The organism is Streptomyces sp. C10-9-1, assembly GCF_024497955.1.
Lineage (GTDB): Bacteria > Actinomycetota > Actinomycetes > Streptomycetales > Streptomycetaceae > Streptomyces > Streptomyces sanyensis.
This window is the reverse complement of the sequence record NZ_JANHKP010000006.1, coordinates 111,491-132,469: the sequence shown is the minus strand read 5'-3', so window position 1 is coordinate 132,469 and position 20,979 is coordinate 111,491. Positions and strand designations below refer to the sequence as shown.

Sequence of the window (20,979 nt, the reverse complement as noted above, 5' to 3'; positions counted from 1 at the left end):
GGCGCATCCCGCCGGGCCGGGCCGATCCCTCTGCCGGGCGGAGCGCCGCGGCTCGGCGCGCCCGCCCTCGCGGTCGTGCTCATGGCACGGCGGCCTAGGATGGTCCGCTCACAGTGCCGTTCGCCGGGACCGGTCCGCCTCACCTCGGATCCCGTTCCTGCGGTGGACGGTTGAGCACCGACGAGCCACGGGGGCGATCGGGCATGGCCTGGGACGAGTGGGAACAGCTGAAGGCGACACACGGCGACCGCGGGTCGACCGCCGTGCAACTGGACCAGAGACCTGCCGAAGCGGGCGGCGGGGCCGCCGGGGAGGCCGGCGGACTCAGGCACTCCGCGAAGCCCTGGACCCGCGCGGCGGTCACCGCGGAGCACCTCGGAACCGACACGCACAAGGCCAGGGGCGACCTGTCCCAGGGGCATGCGGGTATGACCGCGGGCCTCACCGGCCTCGCCAGTCTCGCCGAACTCCGCACCGTCCTCGACTCCTGGGAGAAGCGCCTCGACTCCGTTCGGGACGAGTGCCGTTCGCTCGCACCGAAGCTCCGGCAGGTGGCCGCGGACCTGGGCGGCGTGGACACCGCGACCGGCGCGAAGTCCGACGCGGTCCACACGCCGACGAAGGATGAGAGCCGGTGACGTCCTCCCTGACGTGGCGGCAGCTACGCGACCTGAAGCTGACGGAGCTGGACGAGGCGGCCGACGGATGGGGGGCCGCGTCCCGGTTCGCCGACGCCGCACAGACCCGCGTCGACGGGGACCTGGCCGGGGCGTTGTCCAAGTCCCAGGAGGGCGAGTCCGCCACCGCGGCCGTGGACAGGTTCAAGCGCCTGAGCCGCAACTACGACTACATCACGACCGAGTGCGGCCTGGTCCGTACCGCCGTCAGCGGGCTCTCCGCCGACCTGGCCGCGCCGAGGAGCGCCCTGACCGGGGCGCTGCACGACGCCGCGGCCCACGGCTTCACCGTCCACGACGACGGCAGCGTCACCTATCCGGCCGGCGGCACGAACGAGCTGACCGGCGCCTCCTTCCCCGGCGGCACCGTGGGGGGCCGCGTCAGCCCGCTCGGCCCTCCCGTCGGTCCCTACGCACCCGGCGGCCCGCGGCTGCTCACGCCCGGGCTCCAACCGGGCTCGACGCAGCTGCTCAACCCCAACCCGCACCACGCCGTCGCGCAGGGCGTCGCCGACCGGATCGCCCGGGCCGTGCGCGAGGCCCGCGAGGTCGACGAGCGCTACCGGCAGACGCTCGCCAAGCTCAGGGCGCCTGAGGGACTCGCCGTCGACGCCGGCACGTGGGCGGACGCCGCCGCCGACATGGAGGCGGTCCGCGACGCCGCGTACGAGCAGGTGAAGCGCGAGATCCCGATGGACGCGACGCCGGCCGAACGCAAGGCGTGGTGGGACGGCCTGAGCGGCGACCGGCAGACGGAGTACCTCGCGAGCTACCCCGACGTCATCGGCAACCTGGACGGCGTTCCGGCCGTCGTGCGCGACGAGGCGAACCGGGAGAACCTCGATCTGCTGATCGCCGCCTACGCCGAGCGGAAGGGCGAGGCGGAGGAGGCCCGGTACGGGGGGCTCAGGGAGATCCGTCACCAGCTGGAACTCAACGCCGCGGCGCGTCTGAAGGACCCCAAGGAGCCCCCGATGCTGCTGCTGGGCATCGGGGACGAGGGCACGGGGCGTGCCATCGTCGCCGTCGGCAACCCGGACACGTCGCGGAACGTCGCCGCCTACGTCCCCGGCCTGGGGACGGCGCTGGACGACCACTTCGCCCGCAATGACGTCAGGAGGGCCTACGACACGGCGGTGGGGGCCCGTCAGAAGGACGAATCCAGCTCCGCGATTGTCTGGCTCGGCTACGACCCTCCGCAGCTCGGCGGCGCCGACGCGCCCAAGCTGCTCGACAACATCGAGGTGATGTCCTCCGCACCCGCCGAGAAGGGAGCTCCTGCGTACAACTCCTTCATGAGCGGTCTCTCCGCCACCAACGACCACGCGGACCCGCACCTGACGGCCATCGGCCACTCCTACGGATCGCGGCTCGTGGGTGCGGCCACCCAGGAGAGCGGCGGGATACCGGGGGCCGACGACATCGTCCTCGTCGGCAGTCCGGGCGTCGGGGTCGACCGGGCCGAGGACCTCGGAGTCGGCAAGGACCACGTGTTCGTCGGTGCCGCCGAGAACGACCCGGTGACGATGCTGCCCTCGAAGAAGGAGGCGGCGGTCGGCGCGCTCCTCTCCGCGTCACCACCGCTCGCCTATCTGGCGGCGGACATCGCCGATCAGGGCGACGACGACATCTGGTTCGGCAAGGACCCCGCGAGCGAGGCCTTCGGGGCACACCGGTTCGCGGTCGACGACGGGCCCCGGCCTCTGATCGACGGCGAGGGGCCGACCCCCGCGCACTCCAACTACTTCGACCCTGTGAGGGATCGGGTTTCCGCGGACAACATCGCAGCCGTGGTCGCCGGGCAGCCCGAACTTATCGTTGCGGAGAAACACCGATGAAGCATCGAATTCCTGCCGTGGCTCTGGCAGCCCTCGCAGCCTCCGGCTGCGGAGTGGTCGGAGGCGGCGAGGGGGCCGGCAACCAGGGGAGTGAGCGGAACGTGAACATGCAGCAGGCGTCCGACCGGGCGGACGAGATCCTCGACGCCACCCTGGCCGCCGTCCGGCCGGGTGTGGAGGCGCGGCGCGGGCCGTCCACCGACGGCATCTGCACGGACTTCAAGAACGACGCCACGGGTGCGGGCCAGGTGGTCCGCCGGCGCTATGTGGTCACCGTGATCTCCCCGGAGCGCCGGGGGAGCTTCGTGGGCGTGGTCGAGCGGCACTGGAAGGCCCAGGGGTACGAGATCACGGCGGTCCGCCCGAACAAGGAGAAGCCGGCGATCTTCGCCAACGCACCCGAGGGGTTCCAGCTCACGGTGGAGATCGGCTACAAGGGCCAGGCGTTCTTCACCGTCGCGTCGAACTGCGTGACGGAGTCCGAGGTCGTGGAGCCGGACAGGGAGCCGTTCGACCCCGACAGCCCCGAGGCCACGGGGCTGCCGTACATCGAGTCCCCCTTCTGGTCCGCCGACACCCCCGTGCCGTCGCCCTCCGGCGGCGCGGGCTGAGGGGCCGGCCCCTCAGGCCCGTGCACGCGGCCGAGGGCCCCGGTCGCTTGTGCGACCGGGGCCCTCGGCCGGGAAGCCGGATCAGGCCGGGGCTCAGTACCAGCCCTGCGCCTGCCAGGCGGACCAGGCGCCGCAGGGGCTGCCGTAGCGGTCCTTCATGTAGTCCAGGCCCCACTCGATCTGGGTGGCGGGGTTGGTGCGCCAGTCGGAGCCGGCGGAGGCCATCTTGCCGCCCGGCAGGGCCTGGACCAGGCCGTAGGCGCCGCTGGAGGCGTTGGTGGCGTCCACGTCCCAGTTGGACTCGTGCGTCACGATCCGGTCGAAGCAGGCGAACTGCGCCTCGTCCTTGATCATCTTCTGGGCGATCGCCTTGGGCGACCCGCTCGGCTCGGCGGGCGCGGCAGCGGCGGCGGCCGGGTTCATGCCGACGGCCATGCCGGCGGTGGCCAGCACCAGGGCGGAGCCGGCGAGAGCGGCCTTCGGGCGGTCGGCGAAGCGGCGGAGGACGGAGCGGGACAAGAGGGTGGCCTAACGTCGGGGTCGGGGGCGCCGCCGGGCAGGCCGGACCCCCAGGCGTACGAGGGGATCCGGGCCACCCGTGGGCTTCCCGCTGTCAGGTGCGGGGTGCCCGGCGACCGGACCAGTCTTAGCCCCCGCCGCGAACCATGGCAACGACCCCCATGTACTACCGCACATCGCATAAGTCCGAAAACGGGCAAGTCACCCCTTCGGGGTGAAGTCCCTCCGGCCCGTCGTCCGGGCCGCGGAACGCCGCCCGTCTCCGTCCCGGTCGGCTACGAACCTGCCTCGTACCGGCCGGCGGCCCTGTGGGGCGCCTCACCCCGCCCGGTCCGTCGGGGCCTCCTCGAATGTGACCCGCGCCTCGAACGCGGCCCGCCGGGTCGCCCTCCGCAGCGCCCGCAGCAGCGTGCCGCCGAGCGTCAGGGTCAGCACCACCGTCAGCACCGCGCGCCCCAGGTCCCAGCCGAGCGAGGTGGCGGCGCAGTACGCCAGGAACCGCACCAGGTTCTCGTGCAGCGGGTCCCCGGGGTGGAAGGAGATTCCCGTGGCCATGCCCGTGATCACGGTCCAGCCGTAGAGGTTCATGACCGTGCCGTAGGCGAACGCGGCCAGCGCCCCGTACCCGGCCAGCATCAGCAGCTCCGCCCGCCCCCGCAGCCGGTCCGCCCCGGGCAGCAGCCCCGCGCCCAGGGTGAACCAGCCCATGGCCAGCATCTGGAACGGCATCCACGGCCCGACCCCGCCCGTGAGCAGGGCGGAGGCGAACATCGTGACCGACCCCAGGACGAAGCCGAAGCCGGGGCCGAGGACCCGCCCGCTGAGCACCATCAGGAAGAACATCGGCTCCAGGCCCGCCGTCCCCGCCCCCAGCGGCCGCAGGGCCGCCCCGACGGCGGCCAGCACCCCGAGCATGGCCACCGCCTTGGCGTCCATGCCGCTGTCCGCGATCGTGGCGACGACCACGGCGACCAGGAGCGGCAGCAGGACGGCGAGCAGCCAGGGTGCGTCCCCGGCGTGCGCCGCGAGCCCCGAACCCGCGTCGGCCAGCAGCGGCCAGCCGAAGAACATCGCTCCGATCGCGCTGACCAGGACCAGCGCCGCCACGGAGCGCGGCCCCAGGCGGACGGGGCGCACGCGCCCGCCCGCCACGGTGCCGACCCCGCCCGCTCCGCCCGTGCCGTGCGGACCGCCGGCCGGGGTCACCGGTGCTCCTCCCGTCCGGCCAGGGCCGCGGCCACCTCGGAGACCGTGAGCCACCGCTGCGGTGCGAGGACCTTGGCGATCTGCGGCGCGAAGGAGGGGGAGGAGACGACCACCTCCGCCGTGGGCCCGTCGGCGACCACCTCGCCGTCGGCGAGGATCACCACCCGGTGTGCCAGCTCCGCCGCCAGCTCCACGTCGTGGGTGGCCAGCACGATCGAGTGGCCTCGCCCCGCCAGGCCCCGCAGCAGGTCCACCAGCCGGCCCTTCGCCGCGTAGTCGAGGCCGCGGGTCGGCTCGTCGAGGAGGATCAGCGGCGGACGCGCGGTCAGCACGACGGCCAGGGCCAGCGCGAGGCGCTGCCCCTCGGAGAGGTCGCGCGGGTGCGTGGCGCCGTCGACATCGGGCAGCAGGGTGCCGACCAGCCCGAGGCAGGTGCCCGCGTCGGCGCCCGCGTCGGCGTCGGCCGCCGCGCACTCGGCCGACACCGTCTCGGCGTACAGCAGGTCGCGGGGGTCCTGGGGGACCAGCCCGACCTGCCGGATCAGCTCGCGGGGAGGGGTGCGGCGGGGGGTCAGCCCACCGGCGGCGACCGTGCCCGACGTCGGCTCGACCATGCCCACCAGGCTGCCGAGCAGGGTCGACTTCCCCGCGCCGTTGCGGCCCATCAGGGCCACGGTCTCGCCCGCGGAGACGGTGAGGTCGATACCGCGCAGCGCCTCGACGCGGCCGCGGCGGACGGTGAGCCCGCGCAGGCGCGCCGCGGGCGGACCTCCGGCGTCCGGCGTGCGGGGCGCGGGGGCCGGTGCGTGGGCGCGGGGGCCCCCGGAGCCCGTCCGGAGGCGGTCGAGGACGCGCCGCAGCGGCCCGCGGCGGGGCGGGGAACCGGAGCGGCCGGTGCGCCCCTCCGCCGCTGCGGCCCCCTCGGCCGGCTGCGGCGGGCCAGCCGGCCCCGCCCCCTCGGCCGGCTCCGGCGGGAGGGCGGGCCCGCCCGTGCGCTCCGCGGCGGCGGGGGAGAGCCCCGCCAGGCGGTCGCGCAGCGCAGGGGCCAGCCTCCGGGCGTCCCGCACCGACAGGGGCAGGGGCGACCAGCCCGCGAGCCGCCCCAGCGCCACCACCGGGGGGTGGACCGGCGAGACGGACATCACCTCGGTCGGCGAGCCGGTCACCGGCGCCTCGCCGACCCCCGGCAGCAGCACCACCCGGTCCGCGTACTGCACCACGCGCTCCAGGCGGTGCTCCGCCATCAGCACGGTGGTCCCGAGGTCGTGCACCAGGCGCTGGAGCACCGAGAGCACCTCCTCCGCGGCGGCGGGGTCGAGCGCCGACGTCGGCTCGTCCAGCACCAGCACCCGGGGGTGCGTGGTGAGCACCGAGCCGATGGCCACCCGCTGCTGCTGGCCGCCGGACAGGGTCGCGATCGGCCGGTCCCGCAGCTCGGCCAGCCCCAGCAGGTCGAGGGTCTCCTCCACCCGGCGGCGCATCACGTCGGCGGGGAGCCCGAGGGACTCCATGCCGTACGCGAGCTCGTCCTCGACGGTGTCGGTGACGAAATGGGCCCGCGGGTCCTGCCCCACGGTGCCGACGACGTCGGAGAGCTCCCGGGGCCGGTGGGTACGGGTGTCCCGTCCGCAGACCGTGACCCGGCCGCGCAGCGTGCCGCCCGTGAAGTGCGGGACCAGCCCCGAGACGGCCCCCAGCAGCGTCGACTTGCCCGACCCGGACGGGCCGACCAGCAGCACCAGCTCCCCCTCGGGCACCGTCAGGTCCACCCGCTCCAGCGTGGGCGCGGCCGCGTCGGCGTAGGTCACCGTCACGTCGTCGAAACGGATCACGGGGACGACTCCTGGGGTCCGGGGGGAGCGGGGGGCAGCGGGGCGACCCAGGCCGGCAGCAGTCCGACCAGCACCGACAGGGCCGGCCACAGGGGGAGTTCGGGCACGGTGGGCGGAACGACCCCGGGGTGCAGGGCCTCCGGGGCGACGGTGCCCGCGTGGATCATCAGCGCCGCCACCGCCGCACCGGAACCGGCGACCAGCCACGCGCGCGCACCCCAGCGGTCGGGCCGGTACCGGCTGCGCACCGAGCGCCGCCCGCCCAGCCGGAGGCCGGCCGCCGCCGCGGCGAGGCCCGCGGCCGTCAGCGGCAGGCCGTAGCGGGCGCCTTCGGCGGCGAGCAGCCCGTAGGAGCCCGCGCACACCCCCAGCAGGCCGCCCAGCGTGAGGGCGTTGGTGGTCCGACGGACTCCGGCCGGCACCTGCGCGGTCCGCCCGTAGCCCCGTGCGTCCATCGAGGCGGCCAGGGCGACCGAGCGCTCCAGCGCGCCCTCCAGGACGGGCAGGCCGATCTGCGCGACCGCCCGCACCCCGCCGGTGGGCCGCCCGCGCAGCCGGCGGGCGGTGCGCAGCCGGAAGACGTCGGCGACCATGTTCGGCGCGAAGGTCATGGCGACGACCACCGCCACACCGGCCTCGTACAGGGCGCCCGGGAGCGACTTCAGCAGCCGGGCCGGGCTGGCGAGGGCGTTCGCCGCGCCCACGCAGATCAGCAGGGTGGCGAGCTTGGCGCCGTCGTAGAAGGCGAAGAGCACCTGCTCACCCGTCACCCGGCCGCCGACGCGGATGCCCTCGGCCCAGCCGGGCATCGGGACCTCGGGGAGGGTGAAGAGCGTGTGCGTGCCGGGGATCGGGGAGCCCAGCAGCGCCGAGAAGGCCACCCTCAGCGCGATGACGAAGAGCCCCAGTTTGACGAACGCGCCGTAGGAGCGGGCCCAGGGAGCGTCGGTGCGGCGCGCCGCGACCACGTAGCCCGCCACCCCCACGAGCAGCCCGAGGAGCAGCGGGTTGGTGGTGCGCGAGGCGGCGACCGCGAGCCCCACGGCCCACAGCCACCAGGCTCCCGCATGGAGGGCGTTGCCGCGGCTGCCGACCGGGGCGCGCAGCCGCTCGGCGGCGCGTCCGAGCCGCCCGGCGGCGCCTCGCCCGGCCGGGGCGTCCGCGCCTCCCCGAGCCGGGGCCGCGCCGGGCGCGCCCGGGGTGCCCGAGGGCGCCCCGGGGGCCTGTGCGTCCGCGGCGCCCGCGGCTGCCTCCGGCCGGGGCGCGGGGCGCCCCCGGAAGGGTTCCCCGGTCATCCGCGCCGTCGGCGGGCCCGCCACAGGGCGGCCCCGCCCAGCCCGAGGACGGCTGCCATGCCCGCCCAGACGCCCAGCGAGGGGCCCTGCCCGTCGTCGCCGGAGCCGGTCCCGCCGGACGCGGAGCCGGATTCCGGCGCGGACGCGGACGCCTCCGCGGAGCCCGCCTCCGTACCGGAGGGGTCCACCTGCTCGCCGCAGCCGGTGCGCGGATAGCCGCCGATCGCGCAGAGCAGCGCGCTGCCGTCGTAGCGCAGAGGCTTCGCCACCTGCGCCAGCGCCTCGGCCGAGGTCGCGTCGGTGCCGACCTGCGCGCAGGCCGAGCGCGGGGCCGGCGGACGCTGCCCGGAGGGGGCGTCCTCGGGCGTGCCGGGGTCGATCACCACGGCCACCCGCTTGGTCCCCGCCGCGGCGGGGGTGGTGCCGCACACCGCCTCGAAGTCCGGTGCCTCACGGGGGGTGGCGGCGTCCCCGCTGTCCTCGCTCACCGAGAAGCGGTAGCCGTCCACCGCCCCGTCGGCCGGACGGGCGGTCGCCGGCCCCTCGGTGGCGTAGTTCCAGGCGCCGCCCTCGGCCTGCCAGAAGGACCAGTACCGGTAGCCGGCCGCCTGCGCGGGCGCGGCGGCGAGACCGGCGAGCAGTGCGCCCAGCCCGAGGAGGGACAGGATTGCGGCGGACCGGCGGAGCATCAGCCCTGGTTCTTCCTGCGGCCGCTGAAGAGGAAGCCCACACCCACCGCGGCGATGAAGAACACGCCCACGATCCACCAGGTGGTCAGCGAGCCGCCGTCGCCGTCACCGGCCTCCTCGCCCGGGGTCTCGGAGCCGCCGGCGTCCGGCTCCGCCGAGGCGCCGCCGCTCTTCGGCGCGGGGCCGGTGGCGTTCAGGCCGGCGACCAGGTCGGTGCCGCCGAAGTCGCGGGGGTCGGTGCCGGTGGCGTGGGCCGCGAGGACGAGCTGCGCCCAGGCGGCGGGACCGGCCTGCTCGGCCCAGGAGGCGCCGTTCTTCTTCAGCCAGTCCAGCGGCTTGGCCGCCTGCCCGGGCACGCCCTGCGCGCTGAGCGCCACGACGGTGTCGGCGGTGTTGCCGTAGTCGGGTGCCGGGTCGGAGTCCTCGGCGCCCGGCATCGGCGGGGTGTCCAGGTGGCCCGTCTCGGCCACCTCGCCCGCCAGGTAGGCGGCGCCGTTGCGCGCGGCGTCCGCGAGGTCCGCACCGCTGCCGCACTCGGCGTCCTCGCCGCCGTTGCCGGTGGCGGGCGGTACGACCAGCCCGCGGCCGTTGGCCGCGGTCACGGCCGCGGCCGTGGAGTCGCCGATGAAGCCGGGCGTGCCCTTCTGGTACTCGAAGGCCCCGCCGTCCTCCCCGTCGCAGGGCAGGGCGAAGGAGAGCAGCGAGTCGTAGGGCGACCTGCCGTCCCCGGAGGTCACCTCGGCAGGCTTCTCGCCCGCCGCCGCGAGGGCGCCGATCACCGCGGAGGTCGAGTTGGCGTCGCTGGCGTCGCCGGGGTAGAAGCCCCAGCCGCCGTCCTCGTTCTGGACGGACTTCAGCCAGCCGACGGTCTTGGCCACGGCCGCGTCCTGCCCGCCGAGCGCGGCGAGGGCCTGCGCCGCGGCACCGGAGGAGTTGGTGTCCGGCTTGGTCTTCCCGTCACAGGCGGCGGAGGTGTCGGGGCGGTAGGCCGCGAAGGAGCCGTCGGCGCACTGCTGGCCGGTGAGGAAGGCGACGGCCTGGTCGGCAGGGGTCACCCCGGCGGTGTCCTGGGCGAGCAGTGCCAGGGACTGGCGCCAGACGCCGTCGTAGGTCGGGTCGCCCGTGCCGTACAGCCCCGCGGGGAGGGCGGCGGAGGGCGAGGGGGAGGTCGACGGGGCGGCCAGGGCCGCCGGTGCGAAGCCTGTGCCGAGCACGGCGGCTGCGGCGAGCGCGGCTGCGCCGCGGCGGACGGTGGTCATGGGTGAGCCTCTCCTGCGTGGTCCCGCGGTCCGCCGGGGCGCGGGCGCGCAGAGCGGCACCGGACTCCGGCCCCGCGTGCCTCGACGGTGCCTGGCCGCCGGCGGTCTGCCGGAGGCACGAGCCGGTCACGACCGCGTACGGGACCCCCGCGGCGCGCCCCGGCCGGAGCCGGTGGCGCACGCACGGGGCGTCCCCGGGATGCCCGCTCAGGCGCAGCGGCCGAACGGAAGGGGCGGGCCGGAAGGCTCCGGGCCCGCCCCGTACGGGCGTGATGACGACCCGGCCACTCTACCGGCCGGTCACCGCGCTCCCGAGGGTGACCTGGCCGCACCCCCCGCGTCCTCCCCGCCGGGCGGGCCCTCCGCCGGGAGGTCGATCAGGCGGCACGCCGTCTCGATGTCGGCGCGGACCTGTGCGATCGAGGCCCGGCCCGACAGCCAGGTGATCAGTGTCGAGTGCCAGGTGTGCTCGATGACGCGCACCGCGGACAGCTGCTGCGGTGTGGGGTCCGCCAGCCCGGTGGCGTCCAGGATGATCGCGGTGGTCTGGCGGGAGACCGCGTCGACCTCCTGGCTGACGCTGCGGTCCGCGAAGATCAGCGCCCTGACCATCGCGTCGGCCAGGTGCGGCTCCCGCTGGAGCGCCCGGAACGCCCGCATCAGGGTCTCCGCCACCCGGTCCGCCGGGTCGGCGCCGCCGGGCGGGTGCCTGGCCAGGGTTGCGTGGAGGTGCTGGAGCTGGTCCTGCATGGTCGCCACCAGCAGGTGGATCTTGGAGGGGAAGTAGCGGTAGAGCGTGCCGAGGGCGACGCCCGCGGCCTCGGCGACCTCCCGCATCTGGACCGCGTCGAAGCCGCCCCGCCCCGCCAGGTGCGTACTGGCGTGCAGGATCCGGCGCCGACGCTCCTCCTGGCGCTCGGTCAGGGGCGGGGCGTCCGCTCCCGCCGGCCGTGCTCGCCCTGTCATGGGTCCCGTTCCGTGGTCGTCGTTCCGTCGCCGCCGGGTGCCGCCGTCGTCGTCCGGTGCCGGTGGGCACGCGTTCCGGGGCCGGTGCCCGGATGGCACAGCATGGTGCCGCACGACCGCCCCCGGCCGTGGCGTGAATCACCTGATCCGCCGGTCACAGGTGCGCTACCTGCCGGTAGATTCGGAGCGTTCGGACGATCAAGTCTGAAACTTGTTCTAGGTTAGCGCGACCGACTACGCTCCGCCGGAAACGCAGTGAGAAGGGGGCCGTGGGTGACCGCAGAGGCCATACAGACCGGGCCCCGTGCAGACGCGGCCGCCGACGGTGACGCACCACTGCGCATCGCCCTGCTCACGTACAAGGGGAACCCGTTCTGCGGGGGCCAGGGCGTCTACGTCCGCCACCTCTCCCGCGAGCTGGCCCGCCTCGGGCACCGCGTCGAGGTCATCGGGGCCCAGCCCTACCCGGAGCTCGACGAGGGCGTCCCGCTCACCGAGCTGCCGAGCCTGGACCTCTACCGCCAGCCCGACCCCTTCCGCACGCCCGGCCGCGGCGAGTACCGCGACTGGATCGACGCGCTGGAGGTCGCCACCATGTGGACGGGCGGCTTTCCCGAGCCGCTGACCTTCTCCCTGCGCGCCCGCCGCCACCTGCGCGCCCGCCGCGGGGACTTCGACGTCGTCCACGACAACCAGACCCTCGGCTACGGCCTGCTCGGCGACGTGGGCGCGCCGCTGGTGACCACCATCCACCACCCGATCACGGTGGACCGGCGCCTGGACCTCGATGCGGCCGCCGACCTCAAGCGCCGCCTGTCGGTGCGCCGCTGGTACGGCTTCACCCGCATGCAGGGCAGGGTCGCGCGCCGTCTGCCGTCGGTCCTCACCGTCTCCGGCTCCTCCCGGCAGGAGATCACCGAGCACCTCGCCGTGCCCGCCGAACGGATCCACGTCGTCCACGTCGGAGCCGACACCGACCTCTTCTCACCGGATCCGTCCGTGGCCGAGGTGCCCGGGCGGATCGTCACCACCTCCAGCGCCGATGTTCCGCTCAAGGGCCTGGTGCACCTCGTGGAGGCGCTCGCCAAGGTCCGCACCGACCGCCCCGACGCCCACCTCGTCGTGGTCGGCAGGCGCGCCGAGGACGGGCCGGTGGCCCGCGCGATCGAGCGCCACGGCCTCGGCGACGCCGTCCGCTTCGTCAAGGGCATCACCGACGTCGAGCTCGTCGACCTGGTCCGCGGTGCGCAGATCGCCTGCGTGCCCTCGCTGTACGAGGGCTTCTCGCTGCCCGCCGCCGAGGCGATGGCCACCGGCACCCCCCTGGTCGCCACCACGGGCGGTGCCATCCCCGAGGTCGCCGGACCCGACGGGGACACCTGCCTCGCCGTGCCGCCGGGGGACTCCGAGGCCCTCGCCGGAGCGCTGCGCCGCCTCCTCGGCGACGACGCGCTGCGCGAACGGCTCGGTGCCCGGGGCCGCGCCCGGGTGCTCGCCCGCTTCACCTGGAAACAGGCCGCCCTCGGCACCGCCGAGCGCTACCGGGAGGCCGTCGCCGCCGCGCGGCCCGCCGTCCGCACCCCCTGACGCCCCACCGGCGCCGCCGCGGGACCGGCGCCGCCCGGCCCGAACCGCCCCGCCCCGTGAACGCCCCGCACCGCCCGCAGGAAGGCAGACCCCCGTGCTGACCGTCGACTTCTCCCGCTTTCCGCTCGCCCCGGGCGACCGCGTGCTCGACCTGGGCTGCGGCGCAGGCCGGCACGCCTTCGAGTGCTACCGGCGCGGAGCGCAGGTCGTCGCCCTGGACCGCAACGGCGAGGAGATCCGCGAGGTGGCCAGGTGGTTCGCCGCGATGAAGGAGGCCGGGGAGGCACCCGAGGGCGCCACGGCCACCGCCATGGAGGGCGACGCGCTCAACCTGCCCTTCCCCGACGCCTCCTTCGACGTCGTCATCATCTCCGAGGTCATGGAGCACATCCCGGACGACAAGGGCGTCCTCGCCGAGATGGTGCGCGTGCTGCGCCCCGGCGGCCGGATCGCGGTGACCGTGCCCCGCTACGGCCCCGAGAAGATCTGCTGGGCCCTCTCCGACGCCTACCACGAGGTCGAGGGCGGCCACATCCGCATCTACCGCGCCGACGAACTCCTCGCCCGGATGCGGGAGGCGGGACTGCGCCCGTACGGCACCCACCACGCCCATGCGCTCCACTCGCCCTACTGGTGGCTCAAGTGCGCCTTCGGCGTGGACAACGACCGGGCGCTGCCGGTGAAGGCGTACCACAAGCTGCTGGTCTGGGACATCATGAAGAAGCCGCTGGCCACCCGGACCGCGGAGCGGGCGCTGAACCCCCTCATCGGCAAGAGCTTCGTGGCGTACGCCACCAAGCCCCGCACCGCGGCCGACGCCCGCCCCGCCGCCGGGACCGGCGCGTGACCAGCCCGGGCCGCACCGACCACCTCGTCCTGCCGGGCGTGCTCACCGCCGCACAGGCGGCCGAGACCGTGGCGGGCATCCTGGCCGTCCAGCGCGAGGACGGCGCGATCCCCTGGTTCCGCGGCCACCACCTCGACCCCTGGGACCACACCGAGGCCGCGATGGCGCTCGACGCCGCGGGCGAGCACGAGGCCGCGGAGAGGGCCTACGCGTGGCTGGCCCGCCACCAGAACGCCGACGGCTCCTGGTACGCCGCCTACCACGACGGCGACCCCGCGGAGATCACCGACCGGGGCCGGGAGACCAACTTCTGCGCCTATGTGGCGGTCGGCGTGTGGCACCACTACCTGAGCACCGGTGACGAGCCCTTCCTCGACCGCATGTGGCCCTGCGTCTACTCCGCGGTCGAGTTCGTCCTCGCGCTCCAGCAGCCCGGCGGCCAGATCGGCTGGAAGCGCGAGGAGGACGGCACACCCGTTGCCGACGCGCTGCTCACCGGCAGCTCCTCCGTGCACCACGCGCTGCGCTGCGCCCTGGCCATCGCCGAGGAGCGGGAGGACCCGCAGCCCGACTGGGAGCTCGCGACGGGCGCCCTGGCCCATGCGATCCGCCACCACCCCGAGCGCTTCCTGGACAAGGACCGCTACTCGATGGACTGGTACTACCCGGTCCTCGGCGGGGCCGTGACGGGAGCGGAGGCCAGGGCGCGGATCGACGCGCGCTGGGACGAGTTCGTGGTGCCGGGGCTCGGGGTGCGCTGCGTGCTGCCCAACCCCTGGGTCACGGGCGGCGAGAGCTGCGAACTCGCTCTCGCCCTCTGGGCGATAGGGGAGTCCGACCGCGCGCTGGAGATACTCCAGTCGGTGCAGCACCTGCGCGCCGGAGGCGGTCTGTACTGGACGGGATACGTCTTCGAGGGCGACCGCGCCGTGTGGCCGGAGGAGCTGACGACCTGGACGGCGGGCTCGCTGCTGCTGGCCGTCGCCGCACTCGGCGGCGACGAGGCGACGGTGGCCGTGTTCGGCGGCGAGCGCCTGCCGCGGGGGCTCTCGGGGGAGTGCTGCGCGGGCGTCTGACGAGGGCGCCCGGTGGACGGGGCCGGGCCGGGACGCGGCGGGGCCCCGGATCAGGGCCTCGGCCGGCGGCCGTCGCCGCCGGGGGCGCCGGCGGGTTCGGCGCGCAGCCGGCTCCGGGTGCGCACCAGGATCCGCCCCAGCATGTTCCTGCCGTTCCCGGTCCTGCCGCGACCCCAGTAGTGGTCGGTGGTGGTGTCCTCGACGATCTCCTCGTCCCCGGTGGACAGCAGGACCTCGCGGATGTCGGGGTGCGCCCGGAACTTGGCCGCCACCGCACGGCGCATCACGTCGTCCCTGGCCCGTTCCCAGTCCCTCCGCAGGGGCCTGGACGGATCGCGCCCCAGGGTCGCGGCACGCAGCGCGGTGGGGGCGCGCCGGACGAGCTCCGCGTGGCGGGTGCCCCGGAACTTCTGCGCCTGGAAGTAGTGCTCCGAGGTCGGCCACCAGGCTCCGTCGAGCTCGAATCCGTGAGGGGAGAAGTTGGAGAAGCATCCGTAGGGGACGTCGTCGGCGCCGTAGAAGTAGATCGTCACGGGAACCTCCTCCGAGGGGTGCGGTCCGCCGCACGGTGCCAGGCGTGCCCCGGTGCCCGCCACCGGTTTTCTCCGCCGTACCCGCCGCCCCCGGGGGCCGTCCGCGGCGCTAGCGGCCGCGCAGGCGGCCGGCCACCGCGTGGCCGATGAACAGGTACACGACCGCGGCGAGGCCGTAGCCGGCGGTCACGCGCGCCCACTCCTTCTCGAAGGTGAACAGGTCGTGGGACCATCCGGCCAGCCACCGCGCGGTGTCGTGCACGAACTGCACGAAGTCGTTGGCCTGGTTGGCCTTCAGGAGGTACATCAGGATCCACAGGCCGATCACGGCGGCCATGACGTCGGCGACCACGGCGATGATCCGGCCTGCGGTCGCTGTGTTGCTCGCACGTGTTGTCATGTCACCGCGTCTTGCCGCTTGTACGCCCGGGAAACCCGGGCCGCCGTTCCGCTTGGGTGCCGGCGCCCCGGTCCCGGGCCCGTGGGGCCGCGCTCGCGGCCCGGCCCCGGGGTTCCGGTGGCGGGGCGGCTCCGCCCGGCGCGGGTCCCGGCTGCGCAGACGGCGGCGGCCCCCCGCTCACAGGAGCGGGGGGCCGCCGGCCGGCGTGCCGGTGCTCAGCCGCGCTGGATGCCGGAGGTGTCCTGGAGGACGCCGCGGCGCCCGTCCTGGGTCTGCGCCACCAGGCCCTGGCCGCGCTGCTCGACCGCCAGGTACCAGGTGCCGGGCGCCAGTTCGGCGATCGGCGCGGGCGACCCGTCCTCGCCGTAGAGGGGGCGGGCCACCGGCACGGCGAACCAGAACGGGGAGAAGTCCGAGGGCGCGGGGCCCTGGGGGGCGGCAGGGGTCGGTGCTCCCGGCTGGCCCCCTCCCGGCTGGCCCGGCTGCCCGCCGAACGGCTGCGGCTGGCCGCCGTACGGCTGCTGCTGCTGGCTGCCGGGGTAGCCGTAGCCGCCCTGCTGGGGCTGGGCGCTGTAGGGCTGCTGAGGGCGCGGCGCACCGGCCAGCGGGGCCTTGAGCGCGGGCACCAGCGGGGTGGCGATCGCCGCCCCGGCCAGGGCGAGGGCGGCGATCAGGCCGAGGATCAGCCCGGCACCCGCGCTGGCGTTGCCCAGGTCCACCAGCGTCCAGAAGAAGAACCACACCACGAAGACCGTCGCGGCGAGGCCGAACTGCCCCAGGTCGATCCCCGCGATCTTCCGCCCGGGCTGGAGCCGGGAGAGCACGACGAGCCCCGCACCGAGGATGCCGACGAGGTAGACGCCGAACGCGAAGTTCAGGGAGTCCCACGCGTTCGGGCCGTCCGACCCGAAGTCGTAGGTCTTGAGGAACGAGGCGATGAACAGCAACACCGCTGCTCCGATCACCACGCCGTCGCCTCGAGTGAGGGAGCGGATGTTCACGTGTCAGTCCTTCGTAGGTCGTCTCGTCGGAGCGGTCGCCGGTTCCCTCCGCCCTGGCGGTGGCGCGGAAGCGGAGCGAGGGGGATGGCCCCATCGTAGAGGGGAATCTATCGTCCACCGGTTCCGGCCGTCCCGCGGGTATCCGGATTGACGGGCCGTCCGCGCATCCCCACAGGCGGTTCACAGGCGGCGCACAGGCCGCAGGGGCCCGGCGGGCGCGGGGGGCCCGGCCGACGGCGGCGCCGGTGCTCAGCGCGCGAGGTAGGCGCCGATTCCGTCCGCCATCCCCTCGGCCGCGCGCTGCCGCCAACTCCCCTCGGACAGCAGGGCCGCGTCCTCGCCGTTGCGCATGTTGCCGCACTCGACGAAGACCTTCGGCACGGTCGAGAGGTTCAGGCCGCCGAGGTCCGACCGCACGTCGATCCCGGTCCCGCCCCCGAGGTAGTCCGCCGGCTCGGTGGCGGTGGCCCGGGCGAACGCCTCGACGAGGTGCTCGCCCAGTTCGCGGGAGGGGCCGACGATCGCGGACGTGTCCGCGCCCCCGCCCTCGACCCGCGCGGGGAGGATCACATGGAAGCCCCGGTTCCCGGCGGCGGAGCCGTCCGCGTGCACCGAGACCACGGCGTCGGCGCGCGCCTCGTTGCCGAACCGCGCGCGCTCGTCGATGCAGGGCCCGAACGGCCGGTCGCCGTCGTGCGTCAGGAGGACCCTCGCGCCCCGGGACTCCAGCAGGCTGCGCAGCCGCCGGGCCACGTCCAGGGTGAAGTCCGCCTCGCGGTAGCCCGCCTGCGTGGCGGTGCCCGTGGTGTCGCACTCCTTGCGGTGCGTCCCGACGTCGACCTGGCGGCCGATCTCTGAGGTGTGCCGGAAGTTGCCGGGGTTGTGCCCGGGGTCCACGACCACGGTGCGCCCGGTCAGCGGGCGGTCCTCGCCGGATGCCGAAGGGGACGGCGGGGACTTCGGCGCGGAGCCGGGAGGGGAGGCCGGGGCGGTGTCGCCCGGCTTGCCCCCGCCCGGCGGGGTGCCGCCCGAGGCGTCCGCCCCGCCGGGAGCGCCGCACCCCGCGGCGAGGAGGGCGGGCAGCAGGAAGGCGGCGGCGAGCACTCCCCGCCGTGCGCGGCGGGAGCGGTCGCGGGTGCGCTGGTTCTGGTCGTACGGCACGCCGCGATGCTAACGGGAGTGCCTGCCGCCGCCGCGCCACCCCGCCGGGGCCGCCACCCCGCCGGCCGGGCGGCCGTGCCCGGGTCCGCTCCGGCCCGCCCGCCCCGGGGTGCGGTCAGCCGCCCAGGGCGCGGATGCCGCGCGGCAGTTCGTCCAGCAGCGTCACGGGCGGACCCTCCGGCCCGGCGTCGAGGGCGAAGCGGACGACCACCAGGGAGTCGGGGCCCGTCTCGGAGGGGAAGGCCACGGACTGGACGAGGCCGCCCGGCCCGGCGCCGGTCACCACGCGCCAGCGCACCAGGTACCCGTCCCGCCCGGCCACCGTCACGGCCTCGGCCGCGACCTCCTCGTGCGAGGTGATCCCGCCGTAGGGCTCCAGGCCGAGCGGGTGGGTGCCGTACATGGCCTCGGCGGCGTCCGCGATGTCCCGGCGCGCCATCGCCTCGGGGCCGGACGCGCCGTCGGCGGGCAGGGGCCGGGAGGACATCCGGCCGCGGCGGCAGAAGATCGGGTCCCCCGGGCAGCTGAAGGGGCCCTCGGTCCAGACCGTGGTCGCCCCGTCCAGCGAGGTGTGGGCCTCCTCCCAGCCGTGCGGGACGGGCAGGCTGATGCCGCTGAGCTGGTCCGCCAGCTCCTCCGGGCCCTCCTCGCCGCTCTCCGGGCCCTCCGCGGCCGTGTCCGCGCCGGTGGGCCCGGAGGGCGGCTTCGCCGCGGGTGCCGGGCCGCCGCCCCCGCCGCCGCCGAGCAGCAGCGCCCCGGCGGCGCAGGCGGCGAGGACGACGGCGGCCACCGCGGCGAGCAGGGCGCGCCGTCGTCGCGGCCCGCCCGGGGCGGGCGCCCCCGGGTCCGGTGCGGTCCCGGGAGGACCCAGGGGAGGGGCGGGCGGTATCGGGGGCGGGCCGTGGCGGGGCACCGGGGGTGCGGACGGGGCAGGCGCGGCGGCCGGGCGGGTGTGGCCGGTCCAGGTGGCGCCGTCCCACCAGCGCTCCTGTCCCGGGGCCGACGCGTCCGGGTACCAGCCCGCGGGAGTGATCATGCTCATGCGGCCATCCTAGGCACCGCTTCCGGCCACCCCGCACGCCCGCCCGCCGGGCGCCCACGGGAGCCGAGGATCCGTCAGACGCCTTCTCCCGTGCGGCGCAGGACCCGCAGCGAGCCCGTGGCGGAGACCTCGGAGAAGGCTCCGGAGGCCAGCGCCCGCAGATAGATCCGGTACGGGGCCTGGCCGGTGAACTCGTCCACCGGGTCCGGGAACACGTCGTGGATCACCAGCAGCCCGCCCGGGGCGACCCGGGGACCCCAGCCCTCGTAGTCGCCGGTGGCGTGCTCGTCCGTGTGGCCCCCGTCGACGAAGACCAGGCCCACCCGGCCGCCCCACACCCGCGCCACCTGCGGCGAGCGCCCGACCACGGCCACCACGTGCTCCTCCAGGCCCGCCCGGTGCAGGGTCCTGCGGAACGAGGGGAGGGTGTCCATCACCCCGGTCTCCGGGTCGACCGTCTCCGGGTCGTGGTACTCCCAGCCCGGCTGCTGCTCCTCGCTGCCCCGGTGGTGGTCGACCGTCACCGCCACGGTGCCGGTGCGGCGCGCGGCATCCGCCAGCAGGACCGTCGAGCGCCCGCAGTAGGTGCCCACCTCCAGCAGCGGGAGCCCCAGCGCGCCCGCCTCCACGGCGGCCGCGTAGAGGGCCAGGCCCTCGTCCACGGGCATGAATCCCTTGGCGCCCTCGAAGGCGGCCAGGACGTCGGGCTCGGGTGCGGCGGCGGGCATGGGCGGTCCTCGGTACGGGTCGGCGACGGTGCCGCACGGCGACCGGCGCCCGCCCCCCGGGCACCGCACCGTGCGGTCACCGCATCGTACGGGGCCGGCGCCGCAGCAGCGCGGGCAGCGTGCGGAAGCGGACCCGGCGCCGGCCCGGTGCCTTCCCCCGCCCGCCGCCGGTCCTAGGACCAGCGGCGGGGGCCGGATCCTGCGGCGCGCGGATGTACGGGCCACGCAGCGGCTGCGAACATGACCCCCATGGTCCGAGCCCCCTCGCGTACGAACACGCCCGCAGCCCCGCACGCCACCGCGGCCCCCCGTACCTGGGCGGTGGTCCTCGCCGCCTGCGCGGGGCAGTTCCTCGTGGTGCTGGACGTGTCCGTGGTCAACGTGGCCCTGCCGTCGATGCGCACGGACCTCTCGATGAGCGCGGCGGGACTGCAGTGGGTGCTCAACGCGTACTCGATCGCCTTCGCCGGCTTCATGCTGCTCGGCGGGCGGGCCGCGGACGTCTTCGGGCGCAAGCGCATGTTCCTCCTGGGACTGGGCCTGTTCACCGCCGCCTCCCTGGGGGGCGGACTGGCGCAGGAGGGCTGGCAGCTGCTGCTCGCACGCGCCGTGCAGGGGCTCGGCGCCGCGGTGCTCGCCCCCGCCACCCTCACCCTGATCACCGCCGCCGTCCCGGCCGGTCCCGCGCGCAGCCGGGCCATCGCCACCTGGTCGGCGGTCGGTGCGGCCGGCGGCGCGGCGGGCGGGCTCGTCGGCGGTGTGCTCACCGACCTGCTGTCCTGGCGCTGGGTGCTCCTGGTCAACGTGCCCGTGGGGGTGGTGGTGCTGGCCGCCGCGGCGGTGTGGCTGAAGGAGAGCCGCGTCGAGGGGACCCGCCGGCTCGATCTGCCCGGGGCCGTCCTGGCCACGGGCGGCCTCGCGGCCGTCGCCTACGGCATCGTGCAGACGGAGCAGTCCGGTTGGGCCGACCCCGGCACCCTCCTGCCCTTCCTCGGGGGCCTCGCGCTGCTCGCGGTCTTCGTGCTGGTGGAGTCCCGGACCGGGTCCCCGCTGATGCCGCTGAAGGTCTTCCGCTCGCGGGCCGTGTCCGCGGCGAACGCCGCCATCCTCGTCATCGGGTCCTCGACCTTCGCGATGTGGTTCTTCATGACGGTCTACGCCCAGAACGTGCGGGGCTACACCCCGACCGAGGCGGGACTGGCCCTGATCCCCAGTTCGCTGAGCGTGGTCGTCGGCTCCAAGGCCGCCCCGCGGCTGATGGCCCGGCTCGGGGCCGGAAACGTCGCCGTGCTCGGCGCCCTCATCGCCGCCACCGGTTTCGGCTGGCAGTCCACGATGGGCACCGGCGGCTCCTACCTGACCTCCATCGCCCTGCCGGGTGTGCTGATGATGGCCGGTGCCGGGCTCGCCATGACGCCGCTCGCCACCCTCGCCACCTCCGGGGCGGCCCCCGAGGACGCGGGACTGGTGTCCGGGCTGGTCAACACCTCCCGCACGATGGGCGGTGCGCTCGGCCTCGCGGTCCTGTCCACGGTGGCGGCCTCCCGTATCGGCGCCGACGCCACGCCGGAGTCGCTGACCGCCGGGTACGCGCTGGCCTTCCGGACCGGGACGGGCGTCCTGCTGGCCGCCGCGGTCCTGATGCTGCTGTGGCTGCCCCGCGGGCGCGGCGCCCGCCCCCACTGAGCCGGGGCGCGGCGGCGACCCGGCCC

Annotated in this window: 20 protein-coding genes; 7 read left to right on the top strand and 13 right to left on the bottom strand. The window is 75.8% G+C overall.

What is annotated here, in order from left to right:
• The first annotated feature begins 203 nt into the window (after window positions 1-203).
• Genes NPS70_RS10385 through NPS70_RS10375 form a run of 3 tightly spaced genes read left to right on the top strand, consistent with a single transcriptional unit; the run spans window position 204 to window position 3,126 of the window.
• Window positions 204-638 (top strand): amino acid ABC transporter permease, encoded by a 435-nt coding sequence (locus NPS70_RS10385; protein WP_256523840.1) that lies wholly within the window; start codon window positions 204-206, stop codon window positions 636-638.
• Window positions 635-2,515 carry an alpha/beta hydrolase gene (locus NPS70_RS10380; RefSeq protein WP_256523839.1) on the top strand — a complete coding sequence of 627 codons (1,881 nt, stop codon included), beginning with the start codon at window positions 635-637 and terminating at the stop codon, window positions 2,513-2,515. Before NPS70_RS10385 ends, NPS70_RS10380 begins: the two co-directional genes overlap by 4 nt.
• Before the next feature lie 17 nt (window positions 2,516-2,532).
• Window positions 2,533-3,126 carry a hypothetical protein gene (locus NPS70_RS10375; protein WP_256523838.1) on the top strand — a complete coding sequence of 198 codons (594 nt, stop codon included), beginning with the start codon at window positions 2,533-2,535 and terminating at the stop codon, window positions 3,124-3,126.
• Between the two features lie 93 nt (window positions 3,127-3,219).
• Here NPS70_RS10375 and NPS70_RS10370 read toward each other — a convergent pair whose 3' ends face one another.
• From NPS70_RS10370 to NPS70_RS10340, 7 genes are all read right to left on the bottom strand, one after another.
• Window positions 3,220-3,645, bottom strand: a complete 426-nt coding sequence (locus tag NPS70_RS10370) for a transglycosylase SLT domain-containing protein (RefSeq protein WP_256523837.1) — start codon at window positions 3,643-3,645, stop codon at window positions 3,220-3,222.
• 318 nt (window positions 3,646-3,963) lie between these two features.
• Window positions 3,964-4,797 carry an ECF transporter S component gene (locus NPS70_RS10365; RefSeq protein WP_256524018.1) on the bottom strand — a complete coding sequence of 278 codons (834 nt, stop codon included), beginning with the start codon at window positions 4,795-4,797 and terminating at the stop codon, window positions 3,964-3,966.
• A gap of 50 nt (window positions 4,798-4,847) precedes the next feature.
• Window positions 4,848-6,683, bottom strand: a complete 1,836-nt coding sequence (locus tag NPS70_RS10360) for an ABC transporter ATP-binding protein (protein WP_256523836.1) — start codon at window positions 6,681-6,683, stop codon at window positions 4,848-4,850.
• Window positions 6,680-7,978: an energy-coupling factor transporter transmembrane component T gene (locus NPS70_RS10355; protein ID WP_256523835.1), complete on the bottom strand. Its 1,299-nt coding sequence runs from the start codon at window positions 7,976-7,978 to the stop codon at window positions 6,680-6,682. Before NPS70_RS10355 ends, NPS70_RS10360 begins: the two co-directional genes overlap by 4 nt.
• The gene (locus NPS70_RS10350; RefSeq protein WP_256523834.1) at window positions 7,975-8,667 is read right to left on the bottom strand and encodes an SCO2322 family protein; all 693 of its coding nucleotides are present in this window, start codon (window positions 8,665-8,667) and stop codon (window positions 7,975-7,977) included. Before NPS70_RS10350 ends, NPS70_RS10355 begins: the two co-directional genes overlap by 4 nt.
• Entirely contained in the window at window positions 8,667-9,926 is a 1,260-nt protein-coding gene (locus NPS70_RS10345) for a prenyltransferase/squalene oxidase repeat-containing protein (protein ID WP_256523833.1), read from the bottom strand. The genes NPS70_RS10350 and NPS70_RS10345 overlap by 1 nt, the downstream gene beginning before the upstream one ends.
• 300 nt (window positions 9,927-10,226) lie before the next feature.
• The gene (locus tag NPS70_RS10340; RefSeq protein WP_256523832.1) at window positions 10,227-10,892 is read right to left on the bottom strand and encodes a TetR family transcriptional regulator; all 666 of its coding nucleotides are present in this window, start codon (window positions 10,890-10,892) and stop codon (window positions 10,227-10,229) included.
• Window positions 10,893-11,165: 273 nt separating this feature from the next.
• On the opposite strand from NPS70_RS10340, the gene NPS70_RS10335 reads away from it, so the two are divergent.
• The 3 genes from NPS70_RS10335 to NPS70_RS10325 all read left to right on the top strand — a co-directional run bounded on the left by NPS70_RS10335 (window position 11,166) and on the right by NPS70_RS10325 (window position 14,402).
• A complete protein-coding gene (locus tag NPS70_RS10335) occupies window positions 11,166-12,479 on the top strand; it encodes a glycosyltransferase family 4 protein (protein ID WP_256523831.1) in 1,314 nt (437 codons plus the stop codon).
• A gap of 94 nt (window positions 12,480-12,573) precedes the next feature.
• Entirely contained in the window at window positions 12,574-13,326 is a 753-nt protein-coding gene (locus NPS70_RS10330; RefSeq protein WP_256523830.1) for a class I SAM-dependent methyltransferase, read from the top strand.
• A complete protein-coding gene (locus NPS70_RS10325) occupies window positions 13,323-14,402 on the top strand; it encodes a prenyltransferase/squalene oxidase repeat-containing protein (protein ID WP_256523829.1) in 1,080 nt (359 codons plus the stop codon). The genes NPS70_RS10330 and NPS70_RS10325 overlap by 4 nt, the downstream gene beginning before the upstream one ends.
• Before the next feature lie 50 nt (window positions 14,403-14,452).
• On the opposite strand, the gene NPS70_RS10320 is transcribed toward NPS70_RS10325, so the two are convergent.
• From NPS70_RS10320 to NPS70_RS10295, 6 genes are all read right to left on the bottom strand, one after another.
• The gene (locus tag NPS70_RS10320) at window positions 14,453-14,935 is read right to left on the bottom strand and encodes an NADAR family protein (RefSeq protein WP_256523828.1); all 483 of its coding nucleotides are present in this window, start codon (window positions 14,933-14,935) and stop codon (window positions 14,453-14,455) included.
• Between the two features lie 109 nt (window positions 14,936-15,044).
• Window positions 15,045-15,335, bottom strand: coding sequence for a hypothetical protein (locus tag NPS70_RS10315; RefSeq protein WP_256523827.1), 291 nt, complete (start codon window positions 15,333-15,335; stop codon window positions 15,045-15,047).
• 215 nt (window positions 15,336-15,550) lie between these two features.
• A complete protein-coding gene (locus NPS70_RS10310; protein ID WP_256523826.1) occupies window positions 15,551-16,336 on the bottom strand; it encodes a DUF5336 domain-containing protein in 786 nt (261 codons plus the stop codon).
• A gap of 249 nt (window positions 16,337-16,585) precedes the next feature.
• The gene (locus NPS70_RS10305) at window positions 16,586-17,497 is read right to left on the bottom strand and encodes an N-acetylmuramoyl-L-alanine amidase (RefSeq protein WP_256523825.1); all 912 of its coding nucleotides are present in this window, start codon (window positions 17,495-17,497) and stop codon (window positions 16,586-16,588) included.
• 115 nt (window positions 17,498-17,612) lie between these two features.
• Window positions 17,613-18,539: a DUF2510 domain-containing protein gene (locus NPS70_RS10300; protein WP_256523824.1), complete on the bottom strand. Its 927-nt coding sequence runs from the start codon at window positions 18,537-18,539 to the stop codon at window positions 17,613-17,615.
• 74 nt (window positions 18,540-18,613) lie between these two features.
• Entirely contained in the window at window positions 18,614-19,267 is a 654-nt protein-coding gene (locus NPS70_RS10295) for a class I SAM-dependent methyltransferase (RefSeq protein WP_256523823.1), read from the bottom strand.
• A gap of 249 nt (window positions 19,268-19,516) precedes the next feature.
• On the opposite strand from NPS70_RS10295, the gene NPS70_RS10290 reads away from it, so the two are divergent.
• Window positions 19,517-20,953 carry an MFS transporter gene (locus NPS70_RS10290; RefSeq protein WP_256523822.1) on the top strand — a complete coding sequence of 479 codons (1,437 nt, stop codon included), beginning with the start codon at window positions 19,517-19,519 and terminating at the stop codon, window positions 20,951-20,953.
• The last annotated feature ends 26 nt before the right edge of the window (window positions 20,954-20,979 follow it).

Excerpts from the sequence above, each read along its gene's own strand:
- NPS70_RS10385 (WP_256523840.1), top strand. The coding sequence starts at position 204 with ATGGCCTGGGACGAGTGGGAACAGCTGAAGGCGACACACGGCGACCGC.
- NPS70_RS10355 (WP_256523835.1), bottom strand. The coding sequence starts at position 7,978 with ATGACCGGGGAACCCTTCCGGGGGCGCCCCGCGCCCCGGCCGGAGGCA.
- NPS70_RS10350 (WP_256523834.1), bottom strand. The coding sequence starts at position 8,667 with ATGCTCCGCCGGTCCGCCGCAATCCTGTCCCTCCTCGGGCTGGGCGCA.
- NPS70_RS10345 (WP_256523833.1), bottom strand. The coding sequence starts at position 9,926 with ATGACCACCGTCCGCCGCGGCGCAGCCGCGCTCGCCGCAGCCGCCGTG.
- NPS70_RS10340 (WP_256523832.1), bottom strand. The coding sequence starts at position 10,892 with ATGACAGGGCGAGCACGGCCGGCGGGAGCGGACGCCCCGCCCCTGACC.
- NPS70_RS10315 (WP_256523827.1), bottom strand. The coding sequence starts at position 15,335 with ATGACAACACGTGCGAGCAACACAGCGACCGCAGGCCGGATCATCGCC.
- NPS70_RS10300 (WP_256523824.1), bottom strand. The coding sequence starts at position 18,539 with ATGAGCATGATCACTCCCGCGGGCTGGTACCCGGACGCGTCGGCCCCG.
- NPS70_RS10295 (WP_256523823.1), bottom strand. The coding sequence starts at position 19,267 with ATGCCCGCCGCCGCACCCGAGCCCGACGTCCTGGCCGCCTTCGAGGGC.
- NPS70_RS10290 (WP_256523822.1), top strand. The coding sequence starts at position 19,517 with ATGGTCCGAGCCCCCTCGCGTACGAACACGCCCGCAGCCCCGCACGCC.